Origin of the sequence: Stenotrophomonas sp. JAI102, from assembly GCF_013409105.1 — a bacterium.
Lineage (GTDB): Bacteria > Pseudomonadota > Gammaproteobacteria > Xanthomonadales > Xanthomonadaceae > Stenotrophomonas > Stenotrophomonas maltophilia_AA.
Genome location: NZ_JACCCI010000002.1, coordinates 411,701 through 426,588 on the forward strand (window position 1 = coordinate 411,701; position 14,888 = coordinate 426,588).

The 14,888-nt window shown below is 68.9% G+C and carries 13 protein-coding genes; 8 read left to right on the plus strand and 5 right to left on the minus strand.

Translation table 11 applies throughout. The features are described 5' to 3' along the window. The first annotated feature begins 85 nt into the window (after window positions 1–85). The 5 genes from def (at window position 86) to HDC96_RS10480 (ending at window position 6,121) form a co-directional block, all read left to right on the plus strand. Window positions 86–598 carry a peptide deformylase gene (gene def, locus HDC96_RS10460; RefSeq protein ID WP_176988070.1) on the plus strand — a complete coding sequence of 171 codons (513 nt, stop codon included), beginning with the start codon at window positions 86–88 and terminating at the stop codon, window positions 596–598. Between the two features lie 99 nt (window positions 599–697). Continuing rightward, window positions 698–1,621, plus strand: a complete 924-nt coding sequence (gene fmt / locus HDC96_RS10465) for a methionyl-tRNA formyltransferase (RefSeq protein WP_179459935.1) — start codon at window positions 698–700, stop codon at window positions 1,619–1,621. Window position 1,622: 1 nt separating this feature from the next. Further along, window positions 1,623–2,966 carry a 16S rRNA (cytosine(967)-C(5))-methyltransferase RsmB gene (gene rsmB / locus HDC96_RS10470; protein WP_179459936.1) on the plus strand — a complete coding sequence of 448 codons (1,344 nt, stop codon included), beginning with the start codon at window positions 1,623–1,625 and terminating at the stop codon, window positions 2,964–2,966. A gap of 26 nt (window positions 2,967–2,992) precedes the next feature. Beyond that, a complete protein-coding gene (locus tag HDC96_RS10475) occupies window positions 2,993–4,714 on the plus strand; it encodes a glycosyltransferase family 39 protein (RefSeq protein WP_179459937.1) in 1,722 nt (573 codons plus the stop codon). A gap of 141 nt (window positions 4,715–4,855) precedes the next feature. Beyond that, complete coding sequence (locus tag HDC96_RS10480) at window positions 4,856–6,121, plus strand: O-antigen ligase (protein WP_179459938.1); 1,266 nt, start codon at window positions 4,856–4,858, stop codon at window positions 6,119–6,121. On the opposite strand, the gene HDC96_RS10485 is transcribed toward HDC96_RS10480, so the two are convergent. After that, complete coding sequence (locus tag HDC96_RS10485; protein ID WP_179459939.1) at window positions 6,106–6,924, minus strand: glycosyltransferase family 2 protein; 819 nt, start codon at window positions 6,922–6,924, stop codon at window positions 6,106–6,108. The genes HDC96_RS10480 and HDC96_RS10485 overlap by 16 nt on opposite strands. Between HDC96_RS10485 and HDC96_RS10490 the strand changes: the two genes are divergently transcribed. Then, entirely contained in the window at window positions 6,923–7,981 is a 1,059-nt protein-coding gene (locus HDC96_RS10490) for a CDP-glycerol glycerophosphotransferase family protein (RefSeq protein WP_179460389.1), read from the plus strand. The genes HDC96_RS10485 and HDC96_RS10490 overlap by 2 nt on opposite strands. 49 nt (window positions 7,982–8,030) lie before the next feature. Here HDC96_RS10490 and HDC96_RS10495 read toward each other — a convergent pair whose 3' ends face one another. The 4 genes from HDC96_RS10495 to HDC96_RS10510 all read right to left on the minus strand — a co-directional run bounded on the left by HDC96_RS10495 (window position 8,031) and on the right by HDC96_RS10510 (window position 12,286). Next, window positions 8,031–9,557 (minus strand): PH domain-containing protein, encoded by a 1,527-nt coding sequence (locus tag HDC96_RS10495; RefSeq protein WP_343203010.1) that lies wholly within the window; start codon window positions 9,555–9,557, stop codon window positions 8,031–8,033. Then, the gene (locus HDC96_RS10500; RefSeq protein ID WP_319211052.1) at window positions 9,554–10,054 is read right to left on the minus strand and encodes a PH domain-containing protein; all 501 of its coding nucleotides are present in this window, start codon (window positions 10,052–10,054) and stop codon (window positions 9,554–9,556) included. The genes HDC96_RS10495 and HDC96_RS10500 overlap by 4 nt, the downstream gene beginning before the upstream one ends. A gap of 109 nt (window positions 10,055–10,163) precedes the next feature. Further along, window positions 10,164–11,279, minus strand: coding sequence for a GTP cyclohydrolase II RibA (ribA, locus tag HDC96_RS10505; RefSeq protein WP_179459941.1), 1,116 nt, complete (start codon window positions 11,277–11,279; stop codon window positions 10,164–10,166). 89 nt (window positions 11,280–11,368) lie between these two features. Then, window positions 11,369–12,286 (minus strand): lauroyl acyltransferase, encoded by a 918-nt coding sequence (locus tag HDC96_RS10510; RefSeq protein ID WP_179459942.1) that lies wholly within the window; start codon window positions 12,284–12,286, stop codon window positions 11,369–11,371. Window positions 12,287–12,370: 84 nt separating this feature from the next. Here HDC96_RS10510 and dtd point away from each other — a divergent pair, with 84 nt between their 5' ends. Next, the gene (dtd, locus tag HDC96_RS10515; protein WP_179459943.1) at window positions 12,371–12,811 is read left to right on the plus strand and encodes a D-aminoacyl-tRNA deacylase; all 441 of its coding nucleotides are present in this window, start codon (window positions 12,371–12,373) and stop codon (window positions 12,809–12,811) included. Between the two features lie 90 nt (window positions 12,812–12,901). Next, window positions 12,902–14,749 (plus strand): RNA polymerase sigma factor RpoD, encoded by a 1,848-nt coding sequence (gene rpoD, locus HDC96_RS10520; protein ID WP_176988080.1) that lies wholly within the window; start codon window positions 12,902–12,904, stop codon window positions 14,747–14,749. Window positions 14,750–14,888 lie beyond the last annotated feature (139 nt).

The following is a 14,888-nucleotide window of genomic DNA, read 5'->3' on the forward strand; positions in this document are numbered from 1 at the left end:
TCCAGAAACCGGGGCGCGGGGCAAGCGTTGGCGATAGAATCGCCCTGTACGCCGCTTCGACCGGCGCCCCCTACCGGTATTTGCCATGGCTCTCCTGCCCATTCTCGAATTTCCCGATCCGCGCCTGCGTACCAAGGCCGCGTTGATGGATGCTGCCGACGTGACCACGCCGGCGTTCCAGACCCTGATCGATGACATGTTCCACACCATGTACGACGCCCCGGGCATCGGCCTGGCCGCCAGCCAGGTCGACGTGCACAAGCGTTTCATGGTGATCGACGTCAGTGAGGAGAAGGACACCCCGATGGTGTTCATCAACCCGGAGATCGTCGCCAACGAAGGCGGCCAGGTCTACCAGGAAGGCTGCCTGTCGGTTCCCGGCATCTTTGCCGACGTCACCCGCGCCAACCAGATCACCGTGCGCTACCTGGACCGCCACGGCGTGGCCCAGGAGCTGACCACCGATGGCGTGCTCGCCGTGTGCGTGCAGCACGAGATGGACCACCTGGACGGCAAGCTGTTCATTGATTACCTCTCGCCGCTCAAGCGCGAGATGGTGCGCAAGAAGCTGGCCAAGCAGCGCAAGCACGTTGCCTGAGGTGTTTGCAGGGGCCGCCGCGCGGGTTGACCGCGCGACGGGGCCTGTCGCGCGGCGCCGGACATCGGCGCCGTTTTACGTTCTGTTAGTGGGGTCGCCATGAAGATTGTCTTTGCCGGTACGCCGGCGTTCGCCGTGTCCTCGCTGCGTGCCGCAGCCCGCCACCATGAAGTGGTCGCGGTGTATACGCAGCCTGATCGTCCTGCGGGCCGTGGCCGAGGCCTGGCGCCGTCGCCGGTCAAGCTGGAGGCGATCGCACGCGGCATCCCGGTGTTCCAGCCGGACAGCCTGAAGACCCCCGAAGCCCAGCAGCAGCTGCGCGATCTGGCACCGGACCTGATGGTGGTGGTGGCCTATGGCCTGATCCTGCCCAAGGCCGTACTGACCATCCCGACCCACGGCTGCTGGAACGTGCATGCCTCGTTGCTGCCGCGCTGGCGCGGTGCCGCGCCGATCCAGCGGGCGATCCAGGCCGGCGACGCCGAGACCGGCGTGTGCCTGATGCAGATGGAAGCGGGGCTGGATACCGGCCCGGTACTGCTGAAGCAGCACATCGCGATCGGCCCCAACGATACCGGCGGCCAGCTGCACGACCGTCTGGCCGCGCTGGGCGAGCAGGTGCTGTCCGATGGCCTGGGCCTGCTGCGTGCCGGCATCAAGCCGATCGCGCAGCCGCAGCCCGAGGCCGGCGTCACCTATGCACACAAGCTGGACAAGGCCGAAGCCCGCCTGGACTGGGCGCAGGACGCCCACGCGCTGGCGCGGACCGTGCGTGCCTTCAATCCCTGGCCGATCGCCGAGGCGATGCTGGCCGGCGAACGCGTGCGCATCCACGGCGCGATCGCGCTGGATGACAACCAGGGCAAGGCCCCGGGCACGCTGCTGGGCGCGTCGCGCGACGGCATCGACATCGCCTGCGGCCAGGGCGCGCTGCGCCTGCGCGTGCTGCAGCGCGAGGGCGGCAAGGCGATCACGGCCGCCGACTACCTCAATGCCCGTCGCGACCTCGGCGTGGGTGCCTGAGATGACCAACGTGCGCTCCGGCAAGCCTGCAGGCCCCTACACCGCCCATACCGCCCCCGGCGTGCCCACCCGCGTGCTGGCCGCGCGCGTGCTGGCCCAGGTGATCGGCCGCGGCCGTTCGCTCAAGGCCGAACTGGCCACCGCCCTGCCGACCCTGGACGACAGCCGCGACCGCGCGCTGCTCGAGGCGCTGTGCTTTGCGGTACTGCGTCGTCGCGCCGCCTATGACGCCGCGCTGGCGCAGTGGATGCCGCGGCCGCTGGGCGTGCGTGAGGACGAACTGCGCGCGCTGCTGCTGGTCGGCTTCGCGCAGCTGGATGCGCTGGAGCTGCCGGCGCACGCCGCGCTGTCGGCCACGGTCGACGCCGCGCGTGCGATGGGCCGTGATCGCCAGGCCGGCATGGTCAATGCCCTGCTGCGCCGCGCCCAGCGCGAAGGCATTCCGCCGCTGCCCGCGCGCGATGCGTTCCCGCTGTGGATGGCCGAGAAGATCGAACAGGATTGGCCGGAGGAGGCCGAGGCGGTGTTCAGCGCCAGCCTGCAGGCCGCGCCGCTGTGGCTGCGGGTCAACCGCCAGCACAGCAGCCGCGAGGCGATGCTGCAGCAGCTGGAGGCGGCAGGTATCGCGGCCGAGCCCTCGAGCGTGGGAGCCGACGCGATCCGTCTGCCGGTGCCGGTCGCCGTGTCCGCGCTGCCCGGCTTCGCCGATGGCGCGCTGTCGGTGCAGGATCTGTCCGCCCAGCAGGTCGCCGATGCGCTGGCGCCGCGCCCGGGCTCGCGGGTGCTGGATGCCTGCGCCGCACCGGGCGGCAAGGCCGCACATCTGCTGGAGCGCGATCCGACCTTGCAGCTGCTGGCGTTGGATATCGATGCGCGCCGGCTCAAGCGCATCAGCGAAACGTTCGTGCGTACCGGCGTCGGCCAGAACGCGAAGGTGCTCGCGGGTGACGCGACGGATCCGGCCAGCTGGTGGGACGGGCAGTTGTTCGACACCATCCTGCTCGATGCGCCCTGTTCGGCCACCGGCATCATCCGCCGGCAGCCGGATGTGCTGGCGCATCGCCGTGCGACCGACATCGAGGCGCTGATGGCCTTGCAGGCCCGTCTGCTGGATGCCTGCTGGACGATGCTTACCCCGGGCGGAACCCTGCTGTATGCGACATGCTCGATCCTGCGCGATGAAAACCAGTTCCAGGTCGAAGCCTTCCTGCAGCGCACCCGGGACGCGGGCTTCCTGCCGCTGGGAGAGGCGTATGGCCACGATTCCTGGGCCGGGCGCCAGCGCCTGCCCGGTGAGGACGGTGCTGACGGCTTCTTCTATGCGCGTCTGCTAAAGAAGGGTTGAACCGAACCCGGCTAGAATCCCGCCCCATGCTTAAAACCCGCGCATCCCGAGAGTTCTGGCTGCTTGCCCTGATGGCCCTGCTCGTTCTGGGGGCCGGCCTGGGCATGCGTGACCCGTGGCCGTCCGACGAGCCCCGCTTCGCGCTGGTCGCCAAGCAGATGGTGGAGAGCGGCGACTGGCTGTTCCCGCATCGCGGCACCGAGCTGTACTCGGACAAGCCGCCGATGCTGATGTGGTCGCAGGCCGCGCTGTACTCGCTGATCGGCGACTGGCGCGTGGCCTTCCTGCTGCCTTCGCTGCTCGCCGCGCTGGGCACGCTGGCCTGCGTCCATGACCTGGGCCGGCGCCTGTGGACGCGGCGGGTCGGGCTGTATGCCGCCTGGGCGCTGCTCTTCGCGCTGCACTTTACGTTCCAGTCCAAGAAAGCGCAGATCGATCCACTGGTGGTGTTCTTCATCACCCTGGCCAACTACGGGCTGCTGCGTCACCTGCTGCTTGGGCCGGCCTGGCGCTGGTGGTGGCTGGGCTGGTTCGCCGCCGGGCTGGGCGTGATCACCAAGGGCGTCGGCGTGATCGCGCTGCTGATGATCCTGCCCGCGGCGGTGGCCTCCGTGCTGGGCTGGCCGCGGGTCAAACTGCATATCCGCGACTGGCGCTTCTGGGTCGGGCCGCTGGCCTTCGTGCTGGCGATCGCGCTGTGGCTGGTGCCGATGGTAGTGACCGCGCTGGGCAGCGGTTCGGCCGAGTACCGCGCCTATCTGGACGACATCCTGTTCCGGCAGACCGCCAAGCGCTACGCGCAGTCCTGGGATCACCACCAGCCGTGGTGGTATTTCCTGGGCACGATGCCGTCGATGTGGATCCCGGCCTTCCTGGCGATTCCCTGGGCCATCCCCGCCTGGCGCCGACGCCTGCAGCGCCGCGATGCGCGCTACCTGCTGCCGCTGGTGTGGTGGCTGCTGATCGTGCTGTTCTTCTCGATCCCCAACGGCAAGCGCGACGTCTACATCCTGCCGGCGCTGCCCATGTTCTGCCTGGCGCTGGCACCGCTGCTGCCCGGGCTGCTGCGCAAGCGCGCCTTCCAGTGGTTGCTCGGCGGCTTCGTGGCCCTGCTGGCCGCGGGCCTGCTCGGCATCGGCATCTCGATGCTGCTCGGTCAGCCGGGCTTCGAGCGCAAGCTGATCCTCGACCGCGGCATCGACACCGCGGTGACCTCCGGCCTGGGCTGGGTGGCGGTGGCGCTGGGCTGCTGGGCCGTGCTCACCCTGTGCATCGCCGGCGTCCGCCGCTTCCATCTGGCGGTGGTGGCGACCCTCACCATGGCCTGGGTGGCATTCGGCCTGATCGGCTATCCGCTGTTCAACGACTCCAGCTCGGCACGTGGCCTGATGCAGCAGGTCGGCCAGCGCATCGGCCCGGAGGCGGAACTCGGCCTGGTCGCGTGGAAGGAGCAGAACCTGCTGATGGCCGACCGCGATGCCGCGACCTTCGGGTTCAATCGGCGCTGGGACCGGCAGCTGGTCGATGGTGTCGCCTGGCAGGCGGCCCAGCCGCAGCAGCGCTGGCTGCTGGTGCAGGAAGACGCGCTGCTGGCCTGCGTGGACCGCACCAGCGCCGAACTGGCCGGGGTCGCCAACCGTCGCCGTTGGTGGTTGGTGAGGCCGGGCGACATCCATGGACCCTGCGTGGCCAGCGCCGAAGAGCAGGCACGCGAACGCGCACTGCACCGGATCGACGGCGATGAGTGACTTCTGCACTGCGGGCCGCCTCCTCGGGCGGGTACCGCAGGTCCGAGGGCGCCGGTCGCGCCCCATGCAATCACGGGCGTGCCTGCCCGGGTGTGGCAATCGAGGTTGGCAATGACGTTCTCTCCTGCATCCGAGCCGGCCATGCCTGCGTCCCTGCCACCCCTGCAGGGGCGTGCCGGCGTGGCCCATTGGATCGCCACGGTCGGCCTGTTCTGCATGCCCGCCCTGGTACTGACCCTGCCGCAGAACCTGCTGCCCTACGGCATCCTGTTGCTGCTGAGCACGCTGCTGGCGCCGGATTATCTTTGGCGCGCGCGTGGCCTGGCCGGGCGGCCGGTGAAGGTACTGGCCTGGCTGGTGGTGGCCGCGATCGCCTTCGCGCTGCTCTCGATCTATCTGTTCGAGCAGGGCCTGCGCGATATCGACAACCGCTCGCGGTTCGTGGTGATTCCGTGGATCGCGCTATGGGTCTGCGCCCTGCGTCCGGACATCCGCTGGTTGTGGGCGGGCGCCCTGGCCGGCCTGCTTGGCACGATGGTGCTGTCGATCCTGCAGGTGGCCGGCGGCGCCCCGCGTGCCGACCTGAGCACCAATGCCATCGTGCTGGCCGATATCGTGCTGGTGCTGATGGTGCTGCTGGTGTTCTGCCGGCCGCATCAGCGCTGGACCTGGGTGATCGTGGGCATGGTCGCCGGCTGCGTGACCATCGTGCTGAGCGGCAGCCGCGGAGTCTGGCTGGCCCTGCTGGCGCTGCTGGTGGTGATGGCGATGAGCCTGCGCTGGCGCACCGGCCGCGCGCGCCTGGGCGTGCTGCTGGCACTGGTGGCGATCGCCGGCACCCTGACCCTGACCATTCCAAGCCTGCGCGAACAGGTCCGGCTGACCGAGCTCAAGCACGACGTGGTGCGGATGGAGCGCGGTGACAGTGATTCCTCCGCCGGCGCGCGCGTGGAGCGCCTGCAGGTGGCCTATGAGACCTTCCTCGACCATCCGCTGACCGGGGTGGGCATCGGCCATTTCGACAGTGCCATGCAGCGCCTGCCGGTGTGCCGGGACGATCCGGGCGAGCAGCGCTGCCACCTGGGCCACGCGCACAACGATCTGGCCGAGTGGGCCGCGACCCAGGGCGCCCCCGGCCTGCTGCTGCTGCTGGCCATCTATGGCGTGCCGCTGTGGGTGTTCACCGGCCTGCACCGGCGCAGCGGCGAGCAGACCTTCCGTGGTCCGGCCGCGGCCGGGATCATGGTGGTGGTGACCTACGTGCTGTGCGGGATCACCCAGTCGATGTTCGCGCACCAGATCACGGCCAGCTTCTACGTCACCATCGTCGGCCTGCTGGCCGGCCTGTCGATCGTCCAGGGCCACACGCGCCGCCTGGCGCTGGCCCGGGCTCAGGCCCCGGGCTGATCCCGCGGCGGGTCGGTGACCGGCTGCCCGTTCTGCAGCATCCACAACATGATGGTCTTCTGGCGCACGTAGTTGGCGCGCACGTAGGCGTAGACCAGCCCGTGCCAGCCATCGCGGAAGCCGCCACGCAGCAGCAGCCCGCGCCAGAACCGCCACGCCGGGGCCAGGATCAGCTTGGGCAGGGTGGCGCGCTTGCCGCGCGCGAACTCGTGCTCGGCCATCATCCGCGCATAGCGCTGGGTCTTGAGCAGCTGCTGCTCCAGCGAGCGGTAGGGGTAGTGGATCAGGTCGCCGCGCAGGGTGCCCACCGCGCCATCGACACTGGCCGCCTCATGGATTTCACGCTTGCCACGCCAGCCGCCGTGGTGGCGGTCGAACAGGCGCAGGACCCGGTCCGGGTAGGCATTGCCGTGCTTCAGGAATTTGCCGAAGTACTCGGAGAGCCGTGCGAACCGGTAGCCGTGGTGGCCGGCGAACCCGCTGGCCTGGGCGGCCAGGATCGCCTCGCGCAGGGCGTCGCTGATGCGCTCGTCGGCGTCCAGGCACAGCACCCAGTCATGCGAGGCCTGCTCGACGCAGAACGCCTTCTGGCTGCGGAAGCCATCGAACGGCCGCTGCAGCACCCGCGCCCCGGCGGCCGTCGCGATCGCCACCGTGGCATCGGTGGACTGCGAGTCCACGACGAGGATCTCGTCGCAGAAGGCCAGCGAGGCCAGGCAGTCGCCGATGCGGTCGGCTTCATTGAACGCGATAATGCAGGCCGAAATGCGAGGCCGTTCAGTGGGAGCGGTCGAGGAGGACATGATGGCCGAGTACCTGCTGTTTGCGACGGAGCGTTATGCGCTGCCCATTCTCGCCCCTCTGGCGCAGGCGTTGCACGCATCCGGTCAATCGGTGTCGGCCTGGTTCGCCGATGGCGCCGCTGGCGCGTCGCTGCCCGGCGTGCCCAATGTCGGGCTGAAAGAGGCCCTGGCCCTGCGCCCGCGCGCGGTGTTCAGCGCGGCCAACTGGGTGCCGCCGTTCATCGCCGGGGCCAAGGTGCAGGTGTTCCATGGCTTCAACGTGCAGAAGCGCGACAGCGCCCGTGGCCACTTCCGGGTGCGCGGCCTGTTCGATCTGTACTGCACCCAGGGCCCGGCCACGACCACCCCGTTCCGCGAGCTGGCCGCGCGCGAGGGTCACTTCGCCGTGGCCGAAACCGGCTGGCCCAAGCTGGATCCGCTGTTCCGCGACGACGGCGGCCTGAGCGCAGGAATGCGCGTGCCTGCACAGGGCCGCCCGGTGATCCTGTTCGGCTCGACCTTCACCGAGCGGCTGAGCGCGGCGCCGCATCTGTATGACGCGATCGCCGCCGACATCGCCCGCGGCGACCACTACTGGCTGCTGACCCTGCACCCCAAGTGCGCCCCCGAGCTGTTCGAGCGCTACCGCGCGCTGGCCGGCGCGCATGCGCGCTTCATCGAGCCGGAGCAGGTGATGGCCGCGCAGCGTGCGGCCGATGTGCTGGTCTCGGACACCTCCTCGATCGTGTCCGAGTTCATCGTGCAGCACAAACCGGTGGTGACCTTCCGCAACCGGGTTCCGCAGCCGCACATGCTCGATTTCGACGATGCCACGCAGCTGCCGGTGATGCTGGCCCAGGCGTTGCATCCCGCCCCGGCATTGATGGCCGAGATCCGTCGCTATGCCGACACCATCCATCCGTTCCGCGATGGGTATTCCTCCGAGCGGGTGATCGCGGCGACCGAGGATTTCCTGTCCGGCGAACTCGGCACGCTCAAGCGCAAGCCCTTCGGCGCGTGGACGCGCGGCCTGCAGATTCGCAGGGATCTCGGGTATTGGGGTCCGGCGAAGCGGTAAGGCAGCGTTTGCGTCACCCGGTAGATCCACGCCATGCGTGGATGCTCTCCTACCAGCGCAGGCGGCGCCTGGCCAACGCGCGGCCCAACTGCTCATACACCGCACGCGCCTCCGCTTCCGGCAGGAACTGCAGCACCAGCGGCGTGCCCAGCCCCGCGCCGGCGGTATCCAGCCACACGCTGGCGGTGCCCAGCCGGCGGTCCAGGGGCGATCGGGTCAATCGCAGCGCCTGCAGCTTGTCCAGCTCGGCAAAACGCCACCAGCGCTGCCACCAGCCGCCACGGATGGCCACATAGCGCTCATCCAGGTAATAGCCGATACGCGCCATCTGCCGGTGCGCGCGGAACGCCGACCACGGCAGCCACGCGAGCACTAGAGCGCCCCACGGGCCGAGTTCCGCTACCGCAGCGGCGGCCAGCAGCGGCACGATCAGCAGCGCCGGCAGGCACAGCCGCCACCACTGGCGCTGCTGCACCGGCTCCCACTCGGTCGGCGGCCAGGCCACGGCGGGCAGCAGGTGCTGGATCAGCGCGTCGCAGGCGGGCACGGTCGCCAGCGGCGCCAGTTCGCGCAGGTCGCGGCGTTCGTTCTCGCCGGGGTTGCCGGCGGCGATATCGATGCGCAGGTGGCGGCGGCCGACCCAGCGCTGCAATGTGCTTTCGCGCAGGGTCCAGGCCTGGATGCGACGCCGTGCCACGCTGGTACGCATGCGCGTGAACAGGCCGGTGGCCACGGTCAGCCGGCGCTCGCGCTCGCTCAGGGTAAAGCCGTGGTAGCGCAGCAGCGCCAGCACCACCGACAACACCCGCAGCAGCAGCCAGAACACCACAACCATCAGCAGCGCGGCCAGCGCCCAGCCCAGCGTGCTCACATGCAGGTCGCTGGCGTAGCCGAACAGCTGGCGGCCACCGGCTTCGATCGCGTCGGACATGCGTGCGCGCGGAAATATCTGCAGCACCGCGCCGAGCGCGGCCAGCACCACCACCCAGCCGCGGTTGGAGAGCAGGCCGATGCGCACCACGTCGGCGGTACCCAGCGCCAGCAGCACGTCCTCGGCCGGTTCGGCCGGGGCGGCGGTGTCCGCGCTGCCCGCGGTGTCGGCGGCCTGCACGGTACCGCGCTGGCGCACCAGCTGTTCCAGTGCCAGGGCCTGCTCCAGCTTGAGCACGCGCATTTCGGCCTCGGGGCGGTGGCCGCCGGCCGATTCGAGCTTGAGCTCGGCCACGCCGAACAGGCGGTGCAGCGGGTTCTGGTGGACCACCACGTTGTGGATGCGCGCGAACGGAATCTCGCGCCGGTTGCGCGAGAGCACGCCACTGCGCACGGTGATCGCGGCCGTGCCGATCTGGTAGTGGTAGGTGAGGTACTGCAGGATCGACACCGCCACCAGCACCGCGATCACGATCACCGCGCCGACGTAGGACCACATCTCATCGCGGTCACCGCGCTGTCCGAACACCACCAGCGCGATCAGCGGCACCAGGAACTGGCGCAGCTGCATCAGCAGCACGAACAGCCATGACCAGGCATGCAACCGCTGTTGCGGGGCATCGTCGGCCGGCGCCACGGTACTCACAGCGCGTCGTCGTCCTGGTCCAGCTGGTAGGCCAGGGTGTCGCGCAGGCGCTCGGCGTCGTCGCTGTCCAGGCCGCCGATGGTCACCGCGCTGAAGCGGCTGCCGGCGGTATGCACCACCAGCGTGCTGAGCCGCGCGTTGCGCTCGATCGGGCCGCGGCGCAGGTCCAGGTGCTGCACACGCGAGAGAGGGACGCGCGTTTCGTGCTGCCACAGCAGGTCACGGCGCAGGCCCAGGCCGTGCGCGTCCAGCCGCCAGCGGGTGCGGCGCTGCCGGCGGAAGCCGATCATCGCGCCGGCCAGCGTGCCTACCACCACCAGCGCAGCCACGCTCCACCAGCGCGCCGGCAGCTCGAACAGCACCCACAGCGCGCCAGGCACGATGCCGAACAGCAGCGCACCGCTGATCGCGCCGCTGACCGCGGCCAGCCAGGCCGAGCGCAGTGGCAATGGCTGCCAGTCCGGCGCCGCGGGAGCAGCGGGCAGGGGCGGCGGCACGGGAGTGTCGAGGAGATCGGACAAGGCAGGCGCTCGGCAGGGAAACAGGCCGGGCGCTTGCGTGCAGGTGCAACCGCCCGTGGCGCAGACGGTAGCAGGTTGCCGTGGGCTATTGCGCGGCCTGGATCAGCGCGTCGACATCGAGCAGATGGCCGGCGCGTTCGGCCTTGGTGCGCAGGTACTGCTCGTTCTCGGCGGTGATGTCGCCGGTGACCGGCACGCAGTCCACCACGTCGATGCCGGCATTGCGCAGGCGCTGGGCCTTGGTCGGATTGTTGCTGAGCAGCTGCACGCGGGTCACGCCCAGGCCCTGCAGCATCGCCACGGCGCTGCCGTAGCGGCGCTCATCCGCGCCGAAGCCGAGCTGGGCATCGGCGTCGATCGTGTCCAGGCCATCGTGCTGATACCCGTAGGCACGCATCTTCGCAGCGATGCCGGTGCCGCGGCCTTCCTGGTCCAGGTACAGCAGCACGCCGCCACCGAGCTCCTTGAGCTTGCGCAGGCCACGCCGCAGCTGGTCGCCGCAGTCGCACTTGAGCGAACCGAACAGATCGCCGGTCAGGCAGGAGGAATGCACGCGTACCGGCACCACGGCGGACAGGTCCGGGTTGCCGACGATGATCGCGACCTGGTCGCGCTGGGCCACGCCGCCGCGGAACACCGCGAATTCGGTCATGCCGACCTCGCGCAGCGGCACCGGCGAGCGGGCCACCAGCTCATAGGCGTGCGCGGCCTGTTCGGCGCCCTGGCTCAGGTCGCACAGCGAGACCTGCGCGCAGGCGTCGAAGCGGCGGTCATCGGGGTTCAACAGCACGCCGACCATCGCCGGCAGCAGCAGGCCGAGGCGGGCGATCTCCACCGCGCCATCGTCTAGCGCTTCACCGCCGGTCCAGCCCGGCGGCATCGCACCGGGATCGCGCAGGTAGCTGAGCGAGGGCAGGGCATCGAAGTCGATCCCGGCCAGCGGCACGCGGGCGCCCCGCTCGGCGCTGACCCCGAGCACGCGGGCACGGGTCGCGGTGAGGAACAGGTAATGGCGGTCTTCCGCGGCCGTGGCGAAGGCGGTGAAGCTGGTGCGGGTGCTGCTGTCCAGCGCGATGAAGGCCAGGCGCTGGCCGTGGCCATCGTCGATCACCACCGGGCGACCGGCACGCAGCTCGGCCACCGCGCGCTCGCAGCGGATCGCGGCCGGATCGCCGAACGGGGAGGAAACAGCAGAGGACATGGCAGGGGCCGTGGGGGACATCGTGGGTTCCACAGTGGGGACGGATCGCGCCGATTCAATCGCGCCAGGGGCGCGACGCTGCGTCGCAGTCAGTGCGGATGGTCCTCGGTGGCATAGGGATCGTCCTCGCCGCTCTCCGGTGGGCGCAGCGTATAGCGCTTGTAGGTCCACTGATACTGCGCCGGATCGCGCCGGGCGATGCGCTCGATCCCGGCATTGAGGGCGCTGGCGGCGGTGCGCGGGTCCGGATCGGCCACGGCGGGCAGGGTGGGTTCGATGTGCAGGGCGAACTCCATGTCCGGCCCGACCCGCTCGCACCAGCCGTACAGCACGGTCGCGCCGGTGCGCTCGGCCAGCCGGTTGACCAGGGTCATGGTCAGCGCCTCCACGCCGAAGAACGGCGCGAACACCCCGTCGCCGGCCTTGGGCTGCTGGTCGGGCAGGATGCCGGTGGCGCCGCCGTCCTTGAGCACCTTGAACAACTGGCGCACCGCCGGGCCCTCGGCGCGCACCTGCTGCACGTTGTCGCCGCCGCGGACCAGCTGCAGGAAGGCATCGCCCACGGCCTCATCCGGGGCCTTGTAGACGATCGCGATCGGCCCGCGCGAGGCCAGCCACTGGTTGAGCAGCTCCCAGTTGCCGTAATGCGGGGCGGCCACGATCACACCCTTGCCGGCGGCCAGGGCCGCGTCGTACAGCGCCTCGCCGTGGCGCTCGGTCAGCCGGGCGAGGTTGCGGTCGCGGGGCTGGGTCCACAGGCGCAGGGTCTCGATCGCCTGCAGCGCGGTCGAGCGCAGCACGTTGCGGTGCAGGACGGCGCGCTCGGCCTCGCCCATCCCGGGGTAGGCCAGTTCGAGGTTGCGGCGGGTGACGCGGCTCTCGCGGGCATTGAGACGGATCCACAGCCAGGCCAGCAGGGAGGCGAAGGCACGCAGCCAGAACCAGGGCAGGCGGGTGAACAGGGCAGCGGCGCGGTAGGCCAGGCGGGCAGTGGTGTGCGGTTTCATCACCGCAAAGTCTAGCCGCTGGCGGCCAGCCTGTCGGCGCGCAGGGGCGTTAAGGTAGTCCGCCTTCAGTTGCGGAGCCCCGTCATGCTTGTCCTGATCCAGCGCGTGAACGAAGCCAGTGTCCGTGTCGAGGGGGCCGTCATCGGCCAGATCGGGCCCGGCCTGCTGGCACTGGTCGGCATGGAGCCGGGCGATACCGAAGCCCAGATCGCCCGGATGGCCGATCGGCTGCTTGGTTATCGTGTCTTTGGCGATGAGACCGGAAAAATGAACCGGTCCCTGCGCGATACCGGCGGTGGACTGCTGCTGGTCAGCCAATTCACCCTGGCGGCCGATACATCCAGCGGGATGCGGCCGGGCTTCAGTACGGCCGCGCCGCCGGCGGAGGCTGAACGCGGATTCAACCGGCTGGTCGACATCTGCAGACAAAAACATGCCCCGGGGGTGGAAACCGGCCAGTTTGGTGCCCATATGGTTGTCAGCCTGGTCAACGATGGTCCCGTGACCTTCCTGCTCAGACCCTAGCCCCCGGGACCACCGCCCGGGAACGCGGGGCGCCGGGCTGGTATAATGCTAGGTTCTATTCCCTCTCCCAGCCGGTGGCGCGAGCACTACATGGCCAACGAACGTCCTGCCCAGCAAAACGACATCAAGCTTCTGATCAGCAAGGGCCTGGAACAGGGCTACCTGACCTACGCCGAAGTCAATGACCATCTGCCCGACGACATCGTCGACCCGGAGCAGATCGAAGATATCATCGGCATGATCAACGGCATGGGCATTGATGTCCATGAAGTTGCGCCCGATGCAGAAACCCTGTTGCTCAACGATGGCAACACCGGCAACCGCGAAGTCGATGACACCGCGGCCGAAGAAGCCGCCGCCGCGCTGAGCGCGCTCGACACCGAAGGTGGCCGCACCACCGACCCGGTGCGCATGTACATGCGCGAAATGGGTACGGTCGAGCTGCTGACCCGCGAAGGCGAAATCGCCATCGCCAAGCGCATCGAAGAAGGTCTGGGCCAGGTCCAGGCCGCACTCGGTACCTTCCCGGTATCGGTGGAATCGCTGCTGGCCGACTACGACGCGCACAAGGAAGGCAAGAAGCGCCTGGCCGAAGTGATCGTCGGCTTCAACGACCTGGTCGAAGAAGTGCCGGCCCCGGTCGTGGCTGAAGACACCAGCGACGATGCCGAGGACGACGCCGACGAGGAAGAAGACGGCGACGACGTCGAGGAAGAAGCCGGCCCGACCGGTCCGGATCCGGAAGAAGTCGCACGCCGCATGCAGGCCCTGAGCGACGCGTACACCGCGTTCAAGAAGGCCGCTGCCAAGGGCGACCGCAAACCGCTGGCCAAGCTGCGCGACGACATGGCCGCCGTGTTCGTGACCCTGAAGCTGCCATTGCCGCTGACCGATGTGCTGGTCAAGCAGCTGCGCGACGTCATGGCCTCGATCAAGTCCCACGAACGCCGCGTGCTGAACCTGGCGACCGTGACCGCGCGCATGCCGCGCAAGGACTTCATCCGCTCGTGGGAAGGCAACCAGACCAACCTGGAGTGGGTGGAAGACGCGCTGAAGCGCAAGCAGAAGTGGTCCTCGGCCCTGCGTGACGTGAAGGACCAGATCATCTCCGAACAGCAGGCGACGATCGACATCGAGAAGACCACCTGGCTGGAACTGGACGAGCTGAAGGAAATCAGCCGCGCCATGGCCTACGGTGAAGCGCGTGCGCGCAAGGCCAAGAAGGAAATGGTCGAAGCCAACCTGCGCCTGGTCATCTCGATCGCCAAGAAGTACACCAACCGCGGCCTGCAGTTCCTCGATCTGATCCAGGAAGGCAACATCGGCCTGATGAAGGCCGTGGACAAGTTCGAGTACCGCCGTGGTTACAAGTTCTCCACGTATGCGACCTGGTGGATCCGCCAGGCCATCACGCGTTCGATCGCCGATCAGGCGCGCACCATCCGTATCCCGGTGCACATGATCGAAACGATCAACAAGTTGAACCGCATTTCCCGCCAGATGCTCCAGCAGTACGGCCGCGAGGCTACGCCGGAGGAGCTGGCCAAGGAAATGGACATGCCGGAAGACAAGATCCGCAAGGTGATGAAGATCGCCAAGGAGCCGATCTCGATGGAAACCCCGATCGGCGACGACGAGGATTCCCATCTGGGCGACTTCATCGAGGACACCAACGTGGAGTCCCCGATCGAGAACACCACCAACATCAACTTGTCTGAAACCGTGCGTGACGTGCTGGCCGGCCTCACCCCGAGGGAAGCCAAGGTGCTGCGCATGCGCTTCGGCATCGACATGAACACCGACCACACCCTCGAGGAAGTCGGCAAGCAGTTCGATGTCACCCGCGAGCGCATCCGCCAGATCGAAGCGAAGGCGCTGCGCAAGCTGCGTCACCCGAGCCGGTCCGAGCAGCTGCGCAGCTTCCTGGATATCGATTGATCGATACCGGCGCATCGCGTTGAAACCCGACAGACCCCGCGCAAGCGGGGTTTGTTTTTTGGAGCGGCAGAGGCAGCCGCGTGTGCAGCGGGCAGCAATGCGGATGCGGTAGGATGCGCGTCGCTTTACACCTGTGGAT